Source organism: Salinicola sp. NYA28a (genome assembly GCF_976982775.1).
This window is the reverse complement of sequence record NZ_OZ334582.1, coordinates 2,268,415-2,289,960: the sequence shown is the minus strand read 5'-3', so window position 1 is coordinate 2,289,960 and position 21,546 is coordinate 2,268,415. Positions and strand designations below refer to the sequence as shown.

At 61.9% G+C, this 21,546-nt stretch carries 20 protein-coding genes; 17 read left to right on the top strand and 3 right to left on the bottom strand.

What is annotated here, in order from left to right; all coding sequences use genetic code 11:
* Positions 1-13 precede the first annotated feature (13 nt).
* The 12 genes from nadD (at position 14) to ACWHY3_RS10365 (ending at position 11,238) form a co-directional block, all read left to right on the top strand.
* Entirely contained in the window at positions 14-700 is a 687-nt protein-coding gene (nadD, locus tag ACWHY3_RS10420) for a nicotinate-nucleotide adenylyltransferase (RefSeq protein ID WP_087719858.1), read from the top strand.
* A 67-nt stretch (positions 701-767) separates the two neighbouring features.
* Positions 768-1,136: a ribosome silencing factor gene (gene rsfS, locus ACWHY3_RS10415; RefSeq protein WP_087719857.1), complete on the top strand. Its 369-nt coding sequence runs from the start codon at positions 768-770 to the stop codon at positions 1,134-1,136.
* The gene (gene rlmH, locus ACWHY3_RS10410) at positions 1,133-1,600 is read left to right on the top strand and encodes a 23S rRNA (pseudouridine(1915)-N(3))-methyltransferase RlmH (RefSeq protein ID WP_087719856.1); all 468 of its coding nucleotides are present in this window, start codon (positions 1,133-1,135) and stop codon (positions 1,598-1,600) included. Before rsfS ends, rlmH begins: the two co-directional genes overlap by 4 nt.
* A gap of 105 nt (positions 1,601-1,705) precedes the next feature.
* A complete protein-coding gene (gene mrdA, locus ACWHY3_RS10405; RefSeq protein ID WP_087719855.1) occupies positions 1,706-3,601 on the top strand; it encodes a penicillin-binding protein 2 in 1,896 nt (631 codons plus the stop codon).
* Positions 3,591-4,733, top strand: a complete 1,143-nt coding sequence (gene rodA / locus ACWHY3_RS10400) for a rod shape-determining protein RodA (RefSeq protein WP_087719854.1) — start codon at positions 3,591-3,593, stop codon at positions 4,731-4,733. Before mrdA ends, rodA begins: the two co-directional genes overlap by 11 nt.
* 35 nt (positions 4,734-4,768) lie before the next feature.
* On the top strand, positions 4,769-5,815 hold the full coding sequence (gene mltB / locus ACWHY3_RS10395; protein ID WP_448126475.1) for a lytic murein transglycosylase B: 1,047 nt from the start codon (positions 4,769-4,771) through the stop codon (positions 5,813-5,815).
* A complete protein-coding gene (locus tag ACWHY3_RS10390) occupies positions 5,812-6,891 on the top strand; it encodes a septal ring lytic transglycosylase RlpA family protein (protein WP_448126474.1) in 1,080 nt (359 codons plus the stop codon). Before mltB ends, ACWHY3_RS10390 begins: the two co-directional genes overlap by 4 nt.
* A gap of 26 nt (positions 6,892-6,917) precedes the next feature.
* Positions 6,918-8,138, top strand: coding sequence for a D-alanyl-D-alanine carboxypeptidase family protein (locus ACWHY3_RS10385; RefSeq protein ID WP_448126473.1), 1,221 nt, complete (start codon positions 6,918-6,920; stop codon positions 8,136-8,138).
* A 214-nt stretch (positions 8,139-8,352) separates the two neighbouring features.
* A complete protein-coding gene (locus ACWHY3_RS10380; protein ID WP_087719850.1) occupies positions 8,353-8,640 on the top strand; it encodes an HP0495 family protein in 288 nt (95 codons plus the stop codon).
* Positions 8,641-8,645: 5 nt separating this feature from the next.
* Complete coding sequence (gene lipB / locus ACWHY3_RS10375; protein ID WP_332779235.1) at positions 8,646-9,314, top strand: lipoyl(octanoyl) transferase LipB; 669 nt, start codon at positions 8,646-8,648, stop codon at positions 9,312-9,314.
* 35 nt (positions 9,315-9,349) lie between these two features.
* The gene (gene lipA, locus ACWHY3_RS10370) at positions 9,350-10,339 is read left to right on the top strand and encodes a lipoyl synthase (RefSeq protein ID WP_218777032.1); all 990 of its coding nucleotides are present in this window, start codon (positions 9,350-9,352) and stop codon (positions 10,337-10,339) included.
* A 377-nt stretch (positions 10,340-10,716) separates the two neighbouring features.
* The gene (locus ACWHY3_RS10365) at positions 10,717-11,238 is read left to right on the top strand and encodes a GAF domain-containing protein (protein ID WP_448126472.1); all 522 of its coding nucleotides are present in this window, start codon (positions 10,717-10,719) and stop codon (positions 11,236-11,238) included.
* 15 nt (positions 11,239-11,253) lie between these two features.
* On the opposite strand, the gene ACWHY3_RS10360 is transcribed toward ACWHY3_RS10365, so the two are convergent.
* Positions 11,254-12,240, bottom strand: a complete 987-nt coding sequence (locus ACWHY3_RS10360; protein WP_087719847.1) for a LysR family transcriptional regulator — start codon at positions 12,238-12,240, stop codon at positions 11,254-11,256.
* Positions 12,241-12,379: 139 nt separating this feature from the next.
* Here ACWHY3_RS10360 and ACWHY3_RS10355 point away from each other — a divergent pair, with 139 nt between their 5' ends.
* Both ACWHY3_RS10355 and oadA read left to right on the top strand, forming a co-directional pair.
* On the top strand, positions 12,380-13,795 hold the full coding sequence (locus ACWHY3_RS10355) for an acetyl-CoA carboxylase biotin carboxylase subunit (protein ID WP_087719846.1): 1,416 nt from the start codon (positions 12,380-12,382) through the stop codon (positions 13,793-13,795).
* Between the two features lie 39 nt (positions 13,796-13,834).
* Entirely contained in the window at positions 13,835-15,655 is a 1,821-nt protein-coding gene (gene oadA, locus ACWHY3_RS10350; protein WP_448126471.1) for a sodium-extruding oxaloacetate decarboxylase subunit alpha, read from the top strand.
* Positions 15,656-15,744: 89 nt separating this feature from the next.
* On the opposite strand, the gene pyk is transcribed toward oadA, so the two are convergent.
* Positions 15,745-17,208, bottom strand: coding sequence for a pyruvate kinase (gene pyk, locus ACWHY3_RS10345; protein ID WP_087719845.1), 1,464 nt, complete (start codon positions 17,206-17,208; stop codon positions 15,745-15,747).
* Positions 17,209-17,763: 555 nt separating this feature from the next.
* Between pyk and topA the strand changes: the two genes are divergently transcribed.
* From topA to ACWHY3_RS10330, 3 genes are all read left to right on the top strand, one after another.
* Positions 17,764-20,385: a type I DNA topoisomerase gene (gene topA, locus ACWHY3_RS10340; protein WP_087719844.1), complete on the top strand. Its 2,622-nt coding sequence runs from the start codon at positions 17,764-17,766 to the stop codon at positions 20,383-20,385.
* Positions 20,382-20,840, top strand: coding sequence for a DUF6586 family protein (locus tag ACWHY3_RS10335; protein WP_303854544.1), 459 nt, complete (start codon positions 20,382-20,384; stop codon positions 20,838-20,840). The genes topA and ACWHY3_RS10335 overlap by 4 nt, the downstream gene beginning before the upstream one ends.
* A 134-nt stretch (positions 20,841-20,974) precedes the next feature.
* Positions 20,975-21,217, top strand: a complete 243-nt coding sequence (locus ACWHY3_RS10330) for a hypothetical protein (RefSeq protein ID WP_071233109.1) — start codon at positions 20,975-20,977, stop codon at positions 21,215-21,217.
* 85 nt (positions 21,218-21,302) lie between these two features.
* Here the strand turns inward: ACWHY3_RS10330 and ACWHY3_RS10325 are convergent, their stop codons facing one another.
* A complete protein-coding gene (locus ACWHY3_RS10325) occupies positions 21,303-21,464 on the bottom strand; it encodes a hypothetical protein (RefSeq protein WP_179208918.1) in 162 nt (53 codons plus the stop codon).
* Between the last annotated feature and the right edge of the window lie 82 nt (positions 21,465-21,546).

The following is a 21,546-nucleotide window of genomic DNA, read 5'->3' as shown; positions in this document are numbered from 1 at the left end:
GCGACAAACTGACATGCGGCATTCGTCCACGGTGCGTATCGCCATGCTCGGCGGTACCTTCGACCCGGTTCATATGGGACATCTGCGGAGCGCCGTGGAGCTGGGAGAGGCGCTGGCGCTGGACGCGGTGCACATGATCCCGGTCCACGTTCCGCCTCATCGCACGGCGCCCGGCATCTCCGCCGAGCACCGGCTTGCCATGCTGAAGGCCGGTATCGGTGACACGCCCGGCCTGGTGGCGGACGACCGCGAGGTGCGTCGTTCGGGGCATTCCTACTCCGTCGACACCCTGGCGTCGTTGCGCGAAGAGTGCGGAGAGCAGGCGCGCCTGGTCATGGCCGTCGGTCACGATGCCTTTCTGGGCCTGCCTCATTGGCACCAGTGCGAGCGCTTGCTGTCGCTGGCCCATATCGTGGTGATCGATCGTCCCGATCACGAGGCGCCGCTGGAGCCGTCGCTGGCTTCACTGATCGAAGGCCGGGAGGTCGCCACGGTCGAATCGCTGATGGCGGCGCCTGCCGGCCACCTGTTGCGGCTGCGCTTGCCCAGCCGCATGGCGATCGCGGCAACCGAAGTGCGCCGGCGCTTGCAGCAAGGGCTTAGCGTGCGATATCTGACCCCCGAATCCGTCGAGCGCTATATCGAAACCCATGAGCTCTATCGCGAGTCCGGGGCTGGTGTTGACGGGTTATCCGAGTAAAATGCGCGTCTTCCGGATTTCCGGGAGACGCGATTGCCCTTTTCCAGGGGCTATATGACGAGGAGCTATGCAGACAGATACGCTTAAATCATTGGTGGTGGATGCGCTCGAAGAATTGAAAGCGCGCGACGTCGTCGAGCTAGATGTGGCCGAGCTGACCAGTGTCACCGATGTCATGGTGGTCGCGAGCGGTACGTCGTCGCGTCACGTCTCCGCATTGGCGAACAACGTGATCGAGAAGGCGAAGGAAGCCGGTCTTCGACCGCTTGGCGTGGAAGGGCAGCAGAGCGGTGAATGGGTGCTGGTGGATCTGGGTGACGTCGTTGCCCACGTGATGATGCCAGAGACCCGCCAACTCTATGATCTCGAGCGTCTTTGGGCCGACCTGCCCACGGATTCGAAGCGTGCCGCGGATCGCCAAGAGCTTCGCGGGTGAAGATCCGATTGCTGGCCGTCGGCTCGCGCATGCCGGCGTGGGTCGAGGCCGGGGTCGATGAGTATCGCAAGCGGCTGCCGCGCGAGATGCCCTTCGAGATCGTCGAGATTCCGCCCGGCGCCCGCGGCAAGAACGCCGACGTGGCGCGTGCTATCCAGGCCGAAGGTGATCGGATGCTGGAGAAGCTGCGTGATCAGGAACGTATCGTGGCGCTCGAGGTCAAAGGAGCGGCCTGGACGACCGAGCAACTGGCCGAAAAGCTGGATTCCTGGCGGCTGGAAGGGCAGGACATCGCGCTGGTGGTCGGGGGCCCCGACGGTCTCGATCCCCGCGTCGTCGCCCGCGCTCGGCAATCCTGGTCGCTGTCGGCACTGACGCTGCCGCACCCCTTGGTGCGGGTAGTGCTGGCAGAGCAGCTCTATCGCGCCTGGACATTGCTCGCAGGACATCCGTATCACCGTTGAGTCAGAGAGTCAGTCGCTTGTTTCCATTTGACGCCACCGAAAGCGACGCCGCCGGACGCCGTGACGGCTTGGAGCCGATCCTTGTCCTGAATCGCTGTTCCTGTCATGCGTAAACGTCGGGAAAACGTCAAGAATCACGAACAGGAAGTTCGTGTCTTCCGCAATCGCTCGTTGGTCGCTGCCCTGATCATTCTGCTGATGGCGGGCGCGCTCGTTTCGCGTCTGGTCTACCTGCAGATCATCGAGCACGACGTCTTCATCACGCGCTCCGACAACAATCGCATGCGAGTGGAGCCGTTACCGCCGCGCCGTGGTCTGATTTACGATCGAAACGGCAAGCTGCTGGCGGAAAATCGTCCTACCTACAACCTCACCATCGTGCGCGAACGTGTCGATGATCTCGATACCACGCTGCAGCGCCTGGTGGATATCCTGGGGCTGCCCGAGGATGAGGTCGAGACCTTTCGGGAGCGTTCCCGGCAGCGCCAGCGGCCTTACCAGCCTGCGCTGTTGGTCAGCGACCTCACCGAGGATCAGATTGCCCGCCTGGCCGTGAACCGTTATCTGCTCAGCGGTGTCGAGGTCGAGGCCCAGTTGATGCGCTATTACCCTGATCCGATCGTGATGTCGCACGTGCTCGGTTATGTCGGGCGAATCAATGCCGATGAACTGGCCGACCTGGACCCCGGGAACTATGCCGGCACCCATTTCATCGGCAAGACTGGCGTCGAGTACACCTACGAGGATCAGCTTCATGGCAAGGCCGGCCTGCGCAAGGTCGAGACCAACGCCCGTGGCCGGGTCCTGCGTGAACTGGACCGAAATCCGGCAGAGCCGGGCAAGGACATCACGCTGACCATCGACAGTCGCCTGCAGCACATGGCCTATGATCTGCTGGGCGGACGACGCGGTGCCATCGTGGCCATTCAGCCCAAGACGGGCGACATCCTGGCGATGGTTTCGGCACCGGGCTTCGACATCAACAAGTTCGTGACCGGGATCTCCTACAAGGATTATCGCGCCTTGCAGGAAAATCTGGACCTGCCGCTGTATAACCGTGCGGTACGCGGGCAGTATCCGCCGGGTTCGACCGTCAAGCCGTTCGAGGCGCTGGGCGCCTTGCAGGATGGGGTGGTCAAGCCCAACGACGTCATCTACGACCCTGGCTATTTCCAGTTGCCCAATGATAGCCGGCGCTACCACAACTGGCTGCGGTGGGGGCATGGTCGTGTCGATCTCGAGCGAGCGCTGGAAGTCTCCAACAACACCTATTTCTATACCATGGCGTACCGGCTGGGCATCGACCGTCTCTCGGCGTTCATGCACCAGTTCGGCTTTGGCGAGGTCACGTCGCTGGATGTCCAGGGAGCGTCGCCGGGCCTGATGCCGTCACGTGAATGGAAGCGCGAGAAGTACAACCAGGTGTGGTATCCGGGAGAAACGCTTTCTGCCGGCATCGGTCAAGGATATTTCATGGCGACGCCACTCCAGTTGGCGGCTGCCACCGCGACACTGGCCAATCGGGGACAGTGGGTGCGGCCGCATCTGGCCAAGCGCATCGGCGAGGAGATCGTCGAGCCGCCGTTCGCGGATACCAAGCCGGATGTACAGATCGATCAGGCGCGTTGGTGGCAGGACGTCTACAAAGGCATGGAGGCAGTGATGAACGGCTCCGAAGGGACCGCCCGCAAGGCTGGCGCTGGCCTGCAGTACGAGATGGCAGCGAAGACCGGCACCGCTCAGGTCTTTTCGCTGGGGCAGAACCAGAAGTACGACGCCGACGAACTGGCCGAACGCCTCCGTGATCACGCGCTGTTCATCGGTTTTGCGCCCGTAGACGACCCTCAGATCGCGGTTGCCGTCATCGTCGAGAACGCAGGCGGCGGCGTATCCGGCCTCGGTCGCGAGCTTACCGATGCGTGGCTGTTGCCCGACGGGAAGCTCGAGGATCCGCCGGGTACCACCGTCAACGAAGAAATCGAGAGTATCGATGGCGATTGATTTCCAACGCGTGGCACCGAGAGCCCATCAAGCCCGAGTCGGGCGCAAGCGCTCGTTGTGGCTGCGCATGCATCTTGACCCGTGGCTATTGTCGATCCTGCTGCTGCTGATCTCGTTCGGACTGGTGGTGCTCTACAGCGCGAGCGGCATGTCGGCCTCGACGACGATGGCGCAGGCGTCGCGCATGGGCGTGGCCTTGCTGGGCGCGGTGATCATCGCGCAGTTCTCGCCCGGCACGCTGTTCCGGTGGACACCGCTGGCCTACGGTGGCGGCCTCTTGATGCTGATCGCCGTCGAGATCATGGGGGACATCGGCATGGGCGCCCAGCGCTGGCTGGAGATCGGCCCGTTGCGATTCCAGCCTTCGGAGGTGATGAAGATCGCCATGCCGATGATGCTGGCGGCCTATTTTCATCGCCGCCCCCTGCCGCCCACCTGGCGCGATCTGATCGTCTGCGCGGTGATCATCGGGGTGCCGGTGCTGCTGATCGCCCGTCAGCCTGACCTGGGCACGTCATTGCTGGTGACCTGCGCGGCAGTGTTCGTGATTCTGCTGACGGGGCTGTCGTGGAAATTCATTCTGACGCTGGGGGCCATGGCGGGGGCGGCGGCGCCGCTGCTGTGGATCAACATGCACGATTACCAGCGTCAGCGAGTGTTGACCTTTCTCAATCCGGAAAGCGACCCTCTCGGTGCCGGGTGGAACATCATCCAGTCCAAGACCGCGATCGGCAGCGGCGGGCTGGAAGGCAAGGGCTGGGGGCTGGGTACGCAGTCCCAGCTAGAGTTCCTGCCGGAGCGCCATACCGACTTCATCGTCGCCGTGCTGGGAGAGGAGTTCGGCCTGATCGGCATGTGTACCATTCTGGTGCTGTATCTGTTGCTGGTCTCGCGCGGGCTGGTCATGGCCAATCATGCGCAGGACACCTACGGCCGCTTGCTGGCCGGTAGTATCGTATTGACCTTTTTCATCTACGTTTTCGTGAATATCGGCATGGTCACGGGCATTCTGCCGGTGGTCGGCGTGCCATTGCCGCTGGTCAGCTATGGCGGGACCTCCAGCGTGACCTTGATGGCCGGGTTCGGTATTCTCATGTCGATTCACACGCACCGGCGCCTGTTGACACACTGACGCCGGACAAGCCGCAAGCAGGGAGCTAGTCGCGCATGCCGCTGCGTTGGAGACGAGATCGTCGGTTCAGCATCAGTCTGTTGCTGGTGGGACTCTGGGGCTTGGCAAGCGCGGCGACGCAGGCCAAGGAGAATTTCGACCCGGCCACCCATCCCGAAGTGCAGGAGATGGTGGAATCCCTGTCGCGGAAGGGCTTGCTGAGCCACGAGCTGGAAGCCGCGATGCAGGCGGCGCAGTATCGTCCGCAGGTACTGGAGGCGATGAATCACGCGGCGGAAAGACGCTTGCGCTGGGACGAGTACCGCGACATCTTCATCCAGCCTGAACGTATTCGACAGGGCGTTGCCTTTCTCGAGAAGTATCATGAAACGTTGGCGCGGGCCGAGAAAGTCTACGGCGTGCCGCCGGAGATCGTGGTGGCGATCCTGGGTGTCGAGACCCAATATGGCCAGCACAAGGGCACGCATCGCGTGCTGGATTCTCTTTCCACGCTGGCGTTTCACCACCCTTCCCGGGGCACGTTCTTTCGCGGTGAGCTCGAAGCGTTTCTCGGCATTACGCTAGGTCAGGATGTCGATCCCGCCACGCTTCATGGCTCCTACGCCGGTGCCATGGGCTATCCGCAGTTTATTCCTACCAGCTATCAGGCGTACGCGGTAGATTTCGATTTCGATGGACTGAAGGATCTGTGGAACAACCCGGTGGACGCCATCGGCAGTATCGCCAATTACTTCAGCGAGCATGGTTGGCAGCGGAATCAAGCGGTGCTGGTCGAGGCCGATGGCCCCGATGTGTTGCCGGCTTCCATCACCTTCAATCGTACCGAGCCGCCGGATACGTCGATTTCGGCGTTGCAGCAGGTCGGCATCGAGCCGACGGCGGGGCGCTTGCAGCCGAATGACGAAGTCGTGCCGTTGGCCCTGGATTTTGCCGACGGGCATATTCGCTATGTGCTGGGCCTCGACAATTTTCATGTCATCACCCGCTACAACCACAGCCATCTCTATGCCATGGCGGTCGCGACGCTGGCGCAACGCATTCAGACTGCCATGTCCGGGGACGTGCAAGGTGACGGGGCATGATTCGGTGTGCCGTGAGATGGCGCCTCTCTCTGGCATCGCTGCTGCTGGCAGTGCTGGCAGTGCTGGCAGTGCTGGCGGGATGTGCCGGTGGCGGCGGCACCCAGGGCGGAGGCGGCCGTTACGCCATGGATCAGGATGCCTACCCGGATACGCCGGAAGACGTCGCCAACGTGCCGGATGCGGTACCACGCGTGGAACCCCGCTCCAGGAGCGGTAACCGCTCGACCTATACGGTCTGGGGCAAGACCTACCATGTGCTCGACGACCCTGCCGGTTACGAGGCCGAGGGGCTCGCTTCCTGGTACGGTGTCAAGTTCCAGGGGTACGACACGGCCAACGGCGAGACCTACGACATGTATCAGATGTCGGCGGCCCATCGCTCGCTGCCGCTGCCGACGTATGCCCGAGTCACCAATCTCGATAACGGTCGCAAGGTCATCGTGCGGGTGAACGATCGTGGCCCGTTTCACAGCGAGCGGCTGATCGACCTTTCCTACGCGGCGGCCGCGCGTCTGGGCATTCTGAAGGGCGGCACCGGACGGGTGAGGGTCGAGGCGATAGATCCCGTGGCCTGGGCGCGTACGCATGGCCAGTCGGGTGATGACCGCACGCAGGCCGGCCAGAGCGAGTTCGCATCCCGTTCGGTACCGGATCAGCCATCGAAGGCGCCGGGGTCGTCCCTTCGGCCTGCCGCTTCGCAAGCCGACGGTACGAGCTCGGCTGCGAGTTACGAGGCCAGCATCGACCCCGTTCTCGCGGCGGCGAATGCCGAGGAATCTCCATCTTCGACTACCTTGTCTTCTGAAAGCGCTGCGCCCACGTCCGCCGCTGCGGCATCGTCGGCGGCAGGGCAGCGCTTCGTGCAGGTTGCCGCGCTCGGTTCTCGATCCGGGGCGGAAGCGTTGAGGAGCCGGCTGCAGGGCTTGCTGTCGCAGCCGGTTCGCATCGACAATGCGTCTCCTCTCTATCGTGTCCAGGTCGGCCCCATTCATGACCTGGCATCGCTCGAATCCATCAGGGCTACTCTGCAGGACGCCGGCTATGGCCAGACGTTCCTGGTGGCGCCCACTCAGTAACCTCGTCCAGTGAGAACCCGATTGTCATGAAAGCGTTGTTCACTTCGTCTGTATCACGCCTGGTCATCTCAGCGTCATTGTGTCTGGGGCTGCTGTCGTCTCCGGCCGGCGCCCAGCAACCCGCTCCCGATAGCCAGATGTCGACATCCAACCCGGAGCCGGAGCAGTTGATACCCTCGCCGCCTGACCTGGCCGCGTCTTCCTGGGTACTGATGGACGCCTCCACCGGGCAACTGCTGGTGAATCACAACGGCGATCAGCGGCTGCCGCCCGCCAGTCTGACCAAGATGATGACGGCGTACATCGTCGAGCAGGAAATCGACGGCGGCAGCATCTCCGACACCGACATGGTCAGCGTCAGTGAAAATGCGTGGCGCACGGGCGGTTCACGCATGTTCATCCAGGAGGGCACGCAGGTCAGTGTCGAGAACCTGCTTCGCGGCGTGGTGGTCCAGTCCGGCAACGATGCCAGCGTGGCGCTGTCGGAATACGTAGCCGGCAGCGAATCGGCGTTTGCGGACCTGATGAATCAGCAGGCTCAGCGCCTGGGGATGCAGAACAGCCATTTCATGAATCCGACAGGACTGCCTCACGACGACCATTATTCGTCCGCTCACGACCTGGCCATTCTCGCGCGCCACATCATCACGGATTTTCCTGACCACTATCAGGTTTATTCGGAGAAATATTTCACCTACAACGATATTCGCCAGCCGAACCGCAATCGCCTGTTGTGGCGCGATCCGGATGTCGACGGCTTGAAAACGGGCCATACCGAAGCTGCCGGCTACTGTCTGGTCGCCTCTGCCAAAAAACAGGATACTCGTCTGATCGCTGTGGTGATGGGCACCAATTCCGATGAAGCCCGGGCGGCAGAAACCCAGCGCCTGCTCAACTACGGCTTCCGCTTCTTCCAGACTCGCAAGCTCTATGACGCAGGCTCCGTACTCAACGAGGCGCGTATCTGGGGCGGCGCCAGTGATACCGTTCGTCTTGGCGTGCAGAACGAAGTCAGCATGACCGTACCGCGGGGTAGCGCCGATAATCTGACCGCACGTCTCAATCTGCCCGAGACGCTGCGTGCGCCGATTCAGGCCGGACAGCAGGTCGGCACGCTGGAAATCAAATCGGGTGACGAGGTGCTCGGTCAGCAGCCGCTGGTGGCGTTGGAAGGGGTCGAAGAGGGCAGCATCTTCAAGCGTGTATGGGGCTCCATCGTTCTGTTCGTGACCGGGCTATTCGATTAAGACGGCTCCTTCATCTGTCGGTCGGGCGCCGTCGAGACACGGTGCCCGGCCAGACACAGTGCCGGAAGGTGGCGAAGGTTCGAAACGAAGTAGCGGATCCCGTCAGCGGTCTCCGCGCTTCGCCAGCATCGGTTGGTGCCTGGGCTGTTGTTGAGTAGAATGGTCGGAAATGACTTTCAGCGCCTAATACCATGACTCAGATAACCATAGCGCCATGACTCAGACACCCAATGATGTTGACCTGCCTCGGCCCAAGGTCGAATTTCCTTGCGACTACCCGATCCGGGTGGTCGGTGACGCCGCCGAAGATTTTGTCGCGGCTATCAGTGAGGTGATCGAACGGCATGCTCCCGGTTTTGACCCGGCATCCGTCAAGCTTTCCGACAGCCGCAAAGGCCGTTTTCAGTCAGTTCGGGTGGTCATTCATGCCACCGGAGAGACGCAGCTGGATGCGCTGTTTCAGGATCTGAAGGCGACCGGACGCGTTCACATGGTGCTGTGACGTCAATGTCCACATTGCAACTCTACCGACTCGGGCGTCAGCCTTATCTACCGATATGGCAGGCGATGTCACGTTTTACCGACATGCGCGATGCCTCGGCGCCGGACCAGCTATGGCTGGTCGAGCATGATCCCGTCTTCACCCAGGGGCGGGCCGGCAAGCCGGAGCATCTGTTGATGCCGGGAGACATACCGGTCGTCGCGAGCGATCGCGGCGGTCAGGTGACCTACCATGGGCCGGGGCAGGTCGTGCTCTATCCTTTGCTCGATGTGCGTCGGCGAGGGCTTGGTGTACGGGAGCTGGTGACGCTGCTCGAGAATGCCGTCATCGACCTGCTGGCGCACCATGGCGTCGCAGCACGTGCGCGGCCGGACGCCCCTGGGGTCTATGTCGCTGACGACAAGATCGCATCGCTGGGTCTGAGAATTCGGCGAGGCTGCAGTTTCCATGGCGTCGCGCTCAACGTCGACATGGACCTGTCACCGTTCGCCCGAATCAACCCGTGCGGCTATGCGGGGCTGAAGATGACCCAATTGCGTGACCACGTGACCGAGCCGGTGTCATCGATCAGCGAAGCCGAAAGATTGGCAGACTGCTTTGCACGCCGATTGTCCGTGCCGCTCGACGCTCGACCCGGGTGGCCACAAGCTTTTGAACCGGCAGCGAATGCCTAGCTGCCGACGTTCCACGACCTATCAGGAAGGGATCTATGACCGAGACGACCGTCATGCCAACGCCCGAGACCAAGAAGCCGGCACGCGCCGAGCGCGGTGTCAAACTGCGCGGTGCCGAGAAGGTCTCTCGGATTCCCGTCAAGGTCATTCCGACCGAAACGTTGCCGAAGAAGCCGGACTGGTTGCGAGTCAGAATGCCGGTTTCTCCCCAGGTCACCCATATCAAGCAGACCCTGCGCAAGCACGGGCTGCACACCGTCTGTGAAGAAGCCTCCTGTCCTAACCTAGGCGAGTGCTTCAGTGGCGGGACGGCGACCTTCATGATCATGGGCGATATCTGTACCCGCCGTTGCCCCTTCTGCGATGTCGCGCATGGGCGACCCAATGCGCTCAACGAGAACGAGCCTCGCGAACTGGCGGAAGCCATTGCCGAGATGCGGCTCAATTACGTCGTGGTGACGTCCGTGGATCGCGATGACCTGCGTGATGGCGGAGCGCAGCATTTCGCCAACTGCATTCGCGAGATTCGTCGCGATAGCCCGGACATCGAGATCGAAGTGCTGGTTCCGGATTTCCGCGGACGCATGCAGGTGGCGCTGGACATTCTGGAAGGCGAAGCGCCGGACGTCTTCAACCACAACCTGGAAACGGTGCCGTCGCTCTATCGCAAGGTCCGCCCAGGCGCGGACTATCAGTGGTCGCTGGACTTGCTGAAAGGGTACAAGGCGCGCCGCCCGGAAGTGATGACCAAGTCAGGGTTGATGCTCGGGGTCGGGGAAACCGACGAGCAGGTCATCGAAGTCATGCGCGACCTGCGTGCTCACGATGTCGATATGCTGACCCTGGGCCAGTACATGCAGCCCTCTCGCAATCACCTGCCTATCGATCGTTGGGTGCATCCCGAGACATTCGATTGGTTTGCCGAGCAGGGCAAGGCCATGGGGTTCAAACATGTGGCATCGGGGCCGCTGGTGCGTTCGTCCTATCATGCCGACAAGCAGGCACACGGGGTAGAGGTGAAGTAAGCGTGCCTCGTCAGGAAGACGTTAACGGGCCTGCCGATAAGATCGGCAGGCCCGTTCTGTCTCTGCCTGGTCCCGTTCTGTCCCTGCCTGGTATTTTTTTCATGCCGGAATGCGATATGACGATCCGTTTGGGTCATTGGCAGCAGGTATGCATCCAAAGAGGTCTTTCAGGCGTATTCAATGACCGTTCGTCACGTACGTACCACGGATCATCCGAACAGGATTTCACGTGCGCCGCGCCAGGCGGTCGTCACGCTTCGGAGAATTATCTTCTAAGAACTATCTTTGAAGAATTATTTCGCGATTTTTCTGTCCGGAACCACGTTGGCTGTGCGGCGTTGATAATTTCTCGAACCTGAGGAGTAAGAGTCCGCTCTATGATTGCACCGGATATGCCCCATAACGAAGTCGAGCGTCTAACTGTCTTGCGGGATCTACAGCTGCTCGATTCGGAATCCGACAAGGGGTTCGACCGTTTGACGGAATTGGCGACGCAGATTTTCGACGTTCCCATGTCGATGATCACGCTGATCGACGAAGAGCGTCAGTGGTTCAAGTCACACCAGGGCTTGAAGGTCTGCGAGACGCCAAGGCGGATTTCTTTCTGTGGCCACGTCGTGGCCGACGGCCAGCCGATGGTGGTCAACAATGCCTTGCGGGATGCACGTTTTTCGGACAACCCGATAGTGACAGGAGACCCATTCATTCGCTTCTATGCTGGCTATCCGCTGTTCGTGGAGCCGGAAGCCTGTGTGGGCACGCTATGTCTGATTGGCATGCTTCCCCGGGCTTTCGAGGAAACCGATATGCAGCGATTGAAGCTTCTTGCTGCTCAGGCCGAGGAGCTGATCCAGCTGCATGTCCTTCGCGTCCAGGCGAATCAGCGTGATCGGGCCTGAGCGCTGAAGTCCTCTTTAACCCTCATCAGCAGGAAGACACAGCAGCGTCGGCGTCTCTATCGGTGTCATCGGGGCCCGGAAGTGTGCGTTCAATTCCGGCAGCAGTTCCCGCACGAAGCGTAGAAAAAGCTCCGTGACTGGCGTCGGGTAGCGATCCTTGGGGTAGACCGTGCACCACGAGCGTTTCAGAGGGAAGCCGGGAATGCGCGGGCTGGCGAGCAGTCCGGAAGCCAGCTCCAGCTGCACAGCCAGGCGTGGAAGCACGGCCACACCCAGGTGCGCCATGACGCCCTGCTTGATGGCTTCATTGGTACCGAGCTCGATGGTGTGGTGCAGGGAGATGCGCTCCCTTGCTGCAAAATCCTCGAATGCCGTCCGTGCGCCGGAGCCCGGCTCCCTCATCAGCAGATAGTGCCGCGCGAAATCCTCGAGCGTCGCCCGCTCGGCCGTGACCAGCGGGTGGCCCGGCCAGACCACCGGTATCAATTCATTGTCCAGAATGGGCATGAACACCAGATTGGGGTCGTCCGGCACCATGCCCATGATGACCAGATCATCTCGTCTCTCCGCCAGCCGTTCGAGGGCCTGTGCCCGGTTGCAGACGCGTAGCCGAATCTGGACTTCCGGATAGCGGGCGCGGAAGCGCGCCAGAATGTGCGGCACGACGTACTGCGCGGTCGAGACGGCTGCGAGGTTGAGTTCGCCCCGGATCGTGCCCGCCAGCTCCGACAGCTCCATCTGCAGGCTCGAAACCTGACCGAAGATCGACTGCACGGACGCGGCCAGCGCATCGGCGGCGGGCAGTATATGGAGTGTCTTGCCGGCGTACTTGAACAGTGGCTGGCTCAGCGCCTGCTCGAGCTGTCGGATCTGAGCGCTGACGGCAGGTTGCGTCAGGCCCAGCTGTTCGGCAGCGCGTGAATAGGATTGCTGACGATGAACGGCCTGGAAGACCTGGAGCTGACGGAATGTCAGACGATTGAGCAGGTTGGGACGCGACATTCAGGATGCTCTCACGGTCAGGTATAACGTTTAGCTTATAGGTTGGCAAAAAAATATCAATTTTTCTATTGGTACCCGGATCGCTAGCGTAGGGAGACGATAACAAAGCGTCGCCACGCACAAACCGGGAGGGCAAACGGTGTTTAAAAAGCTGCTTATCGCCAACCGCGGCGAGATTGCCGTGCGTATTGTACGAGCCTGCGCCGAGATGGGCATCCGTTCGGTTGCGATCTATACCGAACCCGACCGTTTCTCCCTGCATGTCAAAGGAGCGGACGAGGCCTATTTCGTCGGTGACGAACCGCTGGCGGGCTATCTGGATCCGCGGCGGATCGTCAACCTGGCACGGGAAACCGGCTGTGATGCCATTCATCCCGGCTACGGCTTTTTATCCGAAAGTGCCGAGTTTGCCAGGATCTGCAGTCAGGCGGGTATCGCGTTCGTCGGCCCGAGTGCCGAAGTGATCGCCAGGATGGGCGACAAGACCGCCGCGCGAACGGCGATGCGTGAGGCGGGCGTGCCGGTGACCCCGGGTTCCGACGGCAATCTCGCCAATCTCGACGAAGCGCTGACGGTTGCCGAAGAGATTGGTTATCCGATCATGCTCAAGGCGACATCCGGCGGCGGCGGGAGAGGGATTCGCCGCTGCGACACGGCCGACCAGCTCCGGCAGGCCTGGGATCGCGTGATTTCCGAGGCGACCAAAGCTTTCGGTAGCGCGGAAGTGTTCATGGAGAAATGCATCGTCGATCCGCTGCACATCGAAGTTCAGGTGCTGGCGGACAGCCACGGTGGGGTCATCCATCTGTTCGAGCGCGACTGCTCGATCCAGCGCCGCAACCAGAAGCTGATCGAAATTGCGCCCAGTCCTCAGCTGACCCCGGAACAGCGCAGCTACGTGGGCAAGATGGCGGTGCGTGCCGCCCATGCGGTCGGCTACCAGAATGCCGGTACCGTGGAGTTCCTGGTCAAGGACAACGAAGTCTTCTTCATGGAGATGAACACCCGGGTCCAGGTCGAGCACACCATCACCGAGGCGATCACCGGCGTCGATATCGTCCGTGAACAGTTGCGCATTGCCGCAGGCGACCGGCTGGCCTATCGCCAGGAGGATATCCGCCACCAGGGCTATGCCATCCAGTTCCGAATCAACGCCGAGGATCCCAAGAACGACTTCCTGCCCAGCTTCGGTCGCATCACCCGTTACTACGCGCCCGGCGGCCCCGGCGTCCGCACGGACACTGCGATCTATACCGGCTATACCATTCCGCCGTACTTCGATTCGATGTGCCTCAAGCTGATCGTCTGGGGCATGACCTGGGAAGAGACCCTCAATCGTGGCATTCGGGCGCTGAACGACATGCGTCTGCAAGGGGTGAAGACCACCGCCCCCTACTACCAGGAAATTCTGCGCCATCCCGATTTCCGGGCCGGGCATTTCGACACCGGGTTCGTTCCCGCCCATCCCGAACTGCTCAACTACTCCGTCAAGCGCAACCCCGAAGAGGTGGCGTTGGCGATCGCGGCGGCCATCGCGGCTCACGCTGGACTTTGAACGCGCCGAATGGATCAGAATCAGTATCAGGAGAAAAAGATGAACAACGCCGACTCGTCATCCGTCAAGATCAGCGACGTCGTCCTGCGTGACGGGCATCAGTCATTGATCGCCACGCGCATGAAAACCGAAGACATGCTGCCGATCTGCGCCAAGCTCGACGCGATCGGGTTCCATTCGCTCGAAGTCTGGGGCGGCGCCACGTTCGATGCCTGCGTGCGTTTCCTCAAGGAGGATCCCTGGGAACGCCTGCAGTCGCTGCGCGAAGCGCTTCCCAATACGCCGCTGCAGATGCTGCTGCGGGGGCAGAACCTGCTTGGGTATCGCCACTATGCGGATGATGTGGTGGAGCGCTTCGTGGCGCGCTCGGCCGATAACGGCATCGACATCTTTCGGGTCTTCGATGCGCTGAACGACCTGCGCAATCTGGAGACCGCGATGAAGGCAGTCAAGGCCAGCGGCAAGCATGCGCAGGGCACTATCTGTTATACCGTCAGCCCCGTCCACACCCGGGACATGTATGTCGAGCAGGCCAAGCGGCTGGTCGACATGGGCGCCGATTCGATCGCCATCAAGGACATGGCCGGGCTGCTGACGCCTTACGCCACCGGCGAACTGGTGGCGGCGCTGGCCGAGGCGGTCGACGTGCCGATCCACCTCCATGCCCACGCGACGTCCGGGCTGGCTTCCCTGAGTCAGATGAAGGCCGTCGAGGCAGGCTGTCGCCATATCGATACCTGCATTTCCGCCTTCGCCGGTGGCACCAGTCACCCCTCTACCGAGGCAATGGTGGCGGCGTTCCAGCAGACGCCTTATGACACCGGTCTGGATCTGGTCGCGCTGAAGGAGATCGGCGACTACTTCCGGGAAGTGCGCAAGAAATATGTGGCATTCGAAAGCGAGTACACCCGCGAGGATGTGAGCGTACAGATCTGGCAGGTGCCGGGGGGCATGATGTCCAACCTGGCCAACCAGATGAAGGAGCAGAATGCGCTGGGTCGGATCCAGGACGTCTTCGACGAAATTCCGAAGGTCCGTGCCGATCTGGGGTACCCGCCGCTGGTGACGCCGACATCGCAGGTCGTCGGGACTCAGGCCGCCATGAACGTGTTGACCGGCGAGCGCTACAAGTCGATCACCAACGAGGTGAAGCGCTACCTGCTGGGTGGCTACGGCCAGCCGCCAGCGGAGGTGAATGCCGAGGTGCGGCGCAAGGCGATCGGCAACGAACCGGTCGACGAAGGCCGGCCGGCCGACCAGCTCAAGCCGGAGATGGTGAAGCTGAAGCAGGATATCGGTGAGCTGGCCGACAGCGAGGAGGACGTGCTGACGTTTGCCATGTTCCCTGATCTGGGACGCGAATATCTGCAAGGGCGACGCGACGGTACACTGACGCCGGAAGCGATTCCGTCAACGGAGGCCGCTGGCGGTGCCGGACGGCCGGTTTCCGAAGGGGTGCCTACCGAGTTCGTCATCGACGTTCATGGTGAATCCTACGAAGTGCAGATCACCGGGGTCGGCAGCAACAGTGGCAGCAAGCGCCGCGTCTACCTGACGCTCGATGGCATGCCCGAAGAGGTCGTGTTCGAGGCCAAGGACGAGTTCGTGCAGGAAGGCAAGAGCGGAGGGCGCGCCAAGGCCAGCTCGCCGGGGCACGTTACCACGTCGATGCCGGGCAACATCGTCGATGTGCTGGTCGCCGAAGGTGACAGCGTCGAGGAAGGGCAGGCCGTACTGATCACCGAAGCCATGAAGATGGAGACGGAAGTGCAGGCGCGGGCCAGCGGCACGGTCAAGGCGGTTCATGTGGCCAAGGGCGACCGCGTGACACCGGGCGAGGTTCTGATCGAAATCGAGTGAGCGCATGATGCACTCCCTCGATGAAGGCAATAAAAAAAGCGGAGCCGTGGCTCCGCTTTTTTTCATCCCGTGCGAACGGAGGCTCTCGATCACTCCTCGACCTGAATGATCTTCATGGTATTGGTGCCGCCATGAGCGTTCATGTGATCGCCGCGGGTCAGGATGACGAGATCGCCCTTGCTGGCGAGCCCGAGGCTGACCAGCTCCTTGATCGCACCGCTGTTGATCTCGGTCAGCGGGAAGCGGGAGCTATCGAAGACCAGCGAGACGACGCCACGATAGAGCGCCATGCGACGCTGGACCAGCGGTGTCTCGGCCAGCGCGACGATCGGCAGGCCGGAGCGGATGCGCGAGGCGATCAGCGGCGTGTAGCCCGACGCGGTCAAACAGGCGATGGCGACCACGCCGGAAAGGTGGTTGGCCGCATACATGGCAGACAGCGCCAACGTTTCGTCAATCCGGCTGAAACCTTCATGGATGCGGTGCTGGGACTGCTGGGCCGCCCGCTCGCGCTCGGCGCCCAGGCACAGCCGGTTCATGGCGCGAATGGTCTCGACCGGGAAGTCGCCGGCGGCGGTTTCTGCCGAGAGCATCACCGCATCGGTACCATCCAGAACCGCGTTGGCGACGTCGAAGACTTCCGCGCGGGTCGGCAGCGGCGACTCGATCATCGATTCCATCATCTGAGTGGCGGTGATGACGACCTTGTTGAGTGTACGGGCGCGGGCGATGATCCGTTTCTGCACGCCGATCAGCTGGGCATCGCCGATCTCGACGCCGAGATCGCCGCGGGCGACCATCACCGCTTCCGAGGCACGGATGATATCGTCCAGCGTTTCCGGGTCGGCAACGGCTTCGGCGCGCTCGATCTTGGCGACCAGGCCGATCTCCTGACCCGCTTCGCCCAGCAGCTCGCGCGCATACTGCATGTCGGCGCCACTGCGCGGGAACGATACGGCCAGATAGTCGACGCCGATATCGATCGCGGTCTTGAGGTCTTCCTTGTCCTTCTCGGTCAGCGCCGCAGCGGAAAGGCCGCCGCCCTGCTTGTTGATGCCCTTGTTGTTGGTCAGCTTGCCGCCGACCTTGACCGTGGTGAAAATCTGCGCACCTTCGATACGGTCGACTTCGAGCACCAGGCGACCGTCATCCAGCAACAGGGTGTCGCCAGTCTCGAGGTCGTCGGCCAATTCCTTGTAGTCGCAACCGACGCGTTCGCTGTCGCCGGCATCGCGATCCAGCGACACGTCCAGCACGAAAGGCTGGCCTTTTTCGAGTTTGACGCCGCCTTCGGCAGCAAAGCGGGCGATGCGGATCTTGGGACCCTGGAGATCGCCCAGTGCTGCCACCGCACGGCCGTGACGATCCGCCGCTTCGCGAACGGCCTTGAGTCGGCGGCGGTGATCTTCCGGATTCCCGTGGGAGAAGTTCAAGCGAACGACGTCGACCCCGGCTTCGATAATGGCATCCAATACTCCCTCGCGGTCCGTAGCAGGACCCAGGGTGGCGACGATCTTGGTGCGGCGAATCGGACCGTGAAACGCGTGCTGCATGGAAATTCTCCTGGCAACTGAATGAGTCGTCCCGCCGCGCTGAAAAGCCATGGATCGAGTCGCAACGGTGACATGTGGTTATTTTACAACAAGGAGCCCGTCTTGTCCGAAGCGCTGTTACTGCCCCATCCCGGATAAATGTGCCACAGACAACGCTTCGCAGGTATGGCCGACGTTTCAACGGGGGGCCGCTTCTCGGCATCGGATGGCGAATAGACCGCCACAGGCCCCGGAGACTGTTGGCGTTGGCAGTATAAAAGCCTTTCGCGACGACGACGTTACGGATTCGAGTGTAGCGTGCAAGCGCCAGACGCGACATGGATGAAAGGCCCGAAAAGCCCAAGACGACACGACGGCGTAACTTGGAATTCTTCTCGTTAGCCCCATGATGAAGGGCCATTGACATGGCACCGCCAACGTTGGGCAAAGTCAAGCTACGGCTGGCGCCATGAGAAAGGCTAGGGTAGGGTAGGCGGATTTTCCGGTCGGCCCCACTCCCTGCCGTCGAGCACGCCACCGGCTGGGACCACCGCTATATAAAGAAGCAGGAGCGCTATGGGCAAGTCACTGGTTATCGTTGAGTCGCCGGCCAAGGCCAAGACCATTAACAAGTATCTCGGCAACGATTTCGTGGTGAAATCGAGCGTCGGGCATATTCGTGATCTGCCGACCAGTGGTTCTTCCAAGCAGGCCAGCGATCCTAAGGAGCGCGCGAAGCAGGCGGCAATCACCCGCAAGATGTCGCCGGAAGAGAAGGCGGAGTACAAGAAGCAGAAGCAGTGGGATCAACTGGTTCGGCGCATGGGTATCGACCCCGAACATGGCTGGCGGGCCAATTACGAGATCCTGCCGGGCAAGGAGAAGGTGGTCGATGAGCTCAAGAGGCTGGCCGACAAGAGCGATACGATCTATCTCGCGACCGATTTGGACCGTGAGGGAGAGGCGATCGCCTGGCACCTGAAGGAGACCATTGGCGGCGACGACTCGCGCTACAAGCGCGTGGTGTTCAACGAGATCACCAAGAATGCCATCCAGGAAGCCTTCAAGCAGCCCGGCACACTCAACATTGCCCGTGTCGAGGCGCAGCAGAGTCGCCGGTTCCTGGATCGCGTCGTGGGCTTCATGGTCTCGCCACTGCTCTGGAGCAAGGTGGCTCGTGGCCTCTCCGCTGGCCGTGTGCAATCGGTAGCCGTACGTCTGATCGTCGATCGTGAGCGCGCTATTCGGGCATTCAACCCGGAAGAGTTCTGGGACGTTCACGCCGACCTCGTCACCGCCGATGGTGAACCGATCCGCTTCGAGGTGGTCCGCGAGAACGGCGAGACTTTCCGTCCTACCTCCGAGAAAGAGACCCACGACCGCATCGCGCCGCTGCGTCAGGACATGCTCGACATCACCAGCCGCGAAACCAAGCCGACCAGCTCCAAGCCCAATGCGCCGTTCATTACTTCGACGCTGCAGCAGGCTGCCAGCGGACGACTGGGTTACTCCGTCAAGAAGACGATGACGCTGGCCCAGCGGCTCTACGAGGGCGGCTACATCACCTACATGCGTACCGACTCCACCAACCTCTCCCAGGATGCAGTCGCAGGCGTGCGCGATTACATCCAGTCGGAGTTTGGTGACCGCTACCTGCCGGAAGCGCCGAATCGCTACTCGAGCAAGCAGAACGCCCAGGAAGCGCACGAGGCCATTCGTCCTTCCAACGTCAAGCAGCGGGCCGATGACCTGCCCGTCGAGCGCGACGCCCAGCGGCTGTACGAGCTGATCTGGCGTCAGTTCGTCGCCTGCCAGATGGTGCCGGCGGAATATCTCGCCACCACGCTGACCATCGAAACGGCCGGATTCGAGCTCAAGGCTCGTGGCCGGGTGCTCAAGTTCGACGGCTACACCCGCGTGATGAAGCCGGTGGCCAAGAAGGACGAGCAGGCGCAATTGCCGGATATCGGCGAGGGCGCGACACTCGAGGTCGAGCAGATCGATCCGCAGCAGCACTTCACCAAGCCGCCGGCGCGCTACACCGAAGCAAGCCTGGTCAAGGAGCTCGAGAAGCGCGGCATCGGCCGCCCGTCGACCTATGCGGCGATCATCTCCACCATTCAGGACCGAGGCTACGCCAAGCTCGACAACCGGCGTTTCTATGCCGAGAAGCTCGGCGAGATCGTGACCGATCGCCTGGTGGAATCGTTCAACGACCTGCTGGACTATGGCTTCACCGCCCGCATGGAAGACCGACTCGATGAGGTCGCCGAGGGGCACGAGCAGTGGCAGAAGCTGCTCGATGCTTTCTACGCCGACTTCAAGCAGAAGCTCGAGCGTGCCGAAGGCGAGGATGGCATGCGACCCAACGAGCCCATCGAGACCGATATCGCGTGCCCGACCTGCGGCCGCCCGATGCAGATTCGCATCGCGTCGACCGGCGTGTTCCTGGGCTGTTCCGGCTACAACCTGCCGCCGAAGGAGCGCTGCAAGACGACCATCGATCTGATCCCGGGAGAGGAAGCCGTCCCCGCGGATGCCGACGAGGCGGCCGAGACGGAAGCGTTGCGCGCCAAGCGTCGTAACCCGAACACCGGCACGGCGATGGACAGTTACCTGATCGACGAGGGCCGCAAGCTGTATATTAGCAACGATGACGACGGCTACTACGAGATCGAGCAGGGGCGTTTCCGGATCAAGGGCTACGATGGTCCCGTGATCGAATGCGACAAGTGCGGCTCCGAAATGCAGCTCAAGAGCGGTCGCTTCGGCAAGTATTTCGCCTGCACCAACGAGGGTTGCGGCAACACTCGCAAGTTGTTGAAGAGTGGCGAAGTCGCGCCGCCCAAGATGGATCCGATTCCGATGCCGGAGCTGGCCTGCCAGAAGGTCGACGATCACTACGTGCTGCGCGACGGCGCCAGCGGCCTGTTCCTGGCGGCCAGTCAGTTTCCCAAGAACCGGGAAACCCGCCCGCCGCTGGTCAAGGAGCTGAAGGCGCACGCCGACGCTCTGCCCGAGAAGTACCATTTCCTGCTCGAAGCGCCGAGCGAGGATCCTGACGGTCGACCGGCGCAGATCCGCTTCTCGCGCAAGACCAAGAGCCAGTTCGTCATGACCGACGAAGAGGGCAAGGCAACCGGCTGGCGTGCCGTCTACGAAGATGGCCGCTGGCAGGTGGAGGACAAGCGCAAATGACCTCGGTGGCCCGTACCAATCAGCTGCTTTATCAGGCTGAACTGTTGCTGACGATCGAGCCGGGCGACGACGAGCACGCGACAGCGCGCCGCATGGCGCTGGAGGAGGCCGCGCTGGGCCAACTGGGGCTGGCACTGGATTCCGTGCTAAGAGAAGTCACCGAGCATACCGATCTGCCCCACGACGGTTGGCAGGCGTGGCTGCGGGCGACGGGGGGCAATGTGGCCGAGCTAGAACGGCTACGGGCCTTGTCCCGTGATCCCGAAAGCTGGCTGGGTATTTTGCTTGCGCGGTTGCAGGCGCTGCACGGCGCCGACGGCGTGGCCCGCCGCGATGCACGGGCCGGGCTGATTGCCAGCGCTGGCGCCCCATCGCTGGGCGATACGCTGCGCTGGTGCCATCGTGAATTCAAGGCGCTGCTGCCGGCGCTGCGCGAAGGCAGTAGCGAGTGGTGACTGGCTCGGGGTAAACGTGTTAGCCTGAATCCAGACATCAACGACCGGGGCCCAGGCTCTGGTCGTTTTTTATTGGTCCCGTTCTTTTATTCGAGTCGTCACTCCATGAAAGAGAGTGACAAGAGAGGTGAGCCGTGTCCGATATCGCGATTCTGGAAATCGTCGAACTTGCCAACGGAGAAGTGGTGCTGCGACCGGCAGAGGCAACGGGTGAACCGCTCGTCTCGATCCGCTTCTCCGAAGAGGCCGTCGAGCTGCTGCGACGCAGCCGCTTCGACGTGGCCCGCGAAATGCTCGATCATGCAATCACGCGGACCCACCTGTGGGAAGGCGATGAAGAAGATGCCGCCGAAGAAGCGCCGGCGACGGTCCACTAGCCGGCTCTGCGTCCTCTGGCCCGTGAGGGGGCGGCACAATCCTGCCGCGATCCGTGGCGCTGACTGACGCGGACCGCTGTGTCCCTTACTGCATCAGACCCGCTACCAGCGCCATGACCACGGCGATGGCGGCCGATGCCAGTGCGGTCACCAGTAGCGCGCGACGCCGGGTGGCGCTGAAAGTGAAGAAGGTGATGAAAGCGATGGTCATCGCGAGCATTGAGATGGTCCAGGCGTAATTAGCCATAGAGCGTGCAGCTCCTGCATCGAAAGTATGGGATTCGTTGACGGCGCATTATACAGATCGCGAGAGCCACTGCGGCGTTTGC

Bases quoted from the DNA above. Each gene is read 5' to 3' on its own strand.
- rsfS (WP_087719857.1), top strand. From the start codon at position 768: ATGCAGACAGATACGCTTAAATCATTGGTGGTGGATGCGCTCGAAGAA.
- ACWHY3_RS10365 (WP_448126472.1), top strand. From the start codon at position 10,717: ATGATTGCACCGGATATGCCCCATAACGAAGTCGAGCGTCTAACTGTC.
- rodA (WP_087719854.1), top strand. From the start codon at position 3,591: ATGGCGATTGATTTCCAACGCGTGGCACCGAGAGCCCATCAAGCCCGA.
- lipB (WP_332779235.1), top strand. From the start codon at position 8,646: ATGTCCACATTGCAACTCTACCGACTCGGGCGTCAGCCTTATCTACCG.
- mrdA (WP_087719855.1), top strand. From the start codon at position 1,706: ATGCGTAAACGTCGGGAAAACGTCAAGAATCACGAACAGGAAGTTCGT.
- oadA (WP_448126471.1), top strand. From the start codon at position 13,835: ATGAACAACGCCGACTCGTCATCCGTCAAGATCAGCGACGTCGTCCTG.
- ACWHY3_RS10380 (WP_087719850.1), top strand. From the start codon at position 8,353: ATGACTCAGACACCCAATGATGTTGACCTGCCTCGGCCCAAGGTCGAA.
- ACWHY3_RS10390 (WP_448126474.1), top strand. From the start codon at position 5,812: ATGATTCGGTGTGCCGTGAGATGGCGCCTCTCTCTGGCATCGCTGCTG.
- topA (WP_087719844.1), top strand. From the start codon at position 17,764: ATGGGCAAGTCACTGGTTATCGTTGAGTCGCCGGCCAAGGCCAAGACC.
- ACWHY3_RS10325 (WP_179208918.1), bottom strand. From the start codon at position 21,464: ATGGCTAATTACGCCTGGACCATCTCAATGCTCGCGATGACCATCGCT.
- ACWHY3_RS10360 (WP_087719847.1), bottom strand. From the start codon at position 12,240: ATGTCGCGTCCCAACCTGCTCAATCGTCTGACATTCCGTCAGCTCCAG.
- nadD (WP_087719858.1), top strand. From the start codon at position 14: ATGCGGCATTCGTCCACGGTGCGTATCGCCATGCTCGGCGGTACCTTC.
- pyk (WP_087719845.1), bottom strand. From the start codon at position 17,208: ATGCAGCACGCGTTTCACGGTCCGATTCGCCGCACCAAGATCGTCGCC.
- lipA (WP_218777032.1), top strand. From the start codon at position 9,350: ATGACCGAGACGACCGTCATGCCAACGCCCGAGACCAAGAAGCCGGCA.
- ACWHY3_RS10335 (WP_303854544.1), top strand. From the start codon at position 20,382: ATGACCTCGGTGGCCCGTACCAATCAGCTGCTTTATCAGGCTGAACTG.
- ACWHY3_RS10385 (WP_448126473.1), top strand. From the start codon at position 6,918: ATGAAAGCGTTGTTCACTTCGTCTGTATCACGCCTGGTCATCTCAGCG.
- mltB (WP_448126475.1), top strand. From the start codon at position 4,769: ATGCCGCTGCGTTGGAGACGAGATCGTCGGTTCAGCATCAGTCTGTTG.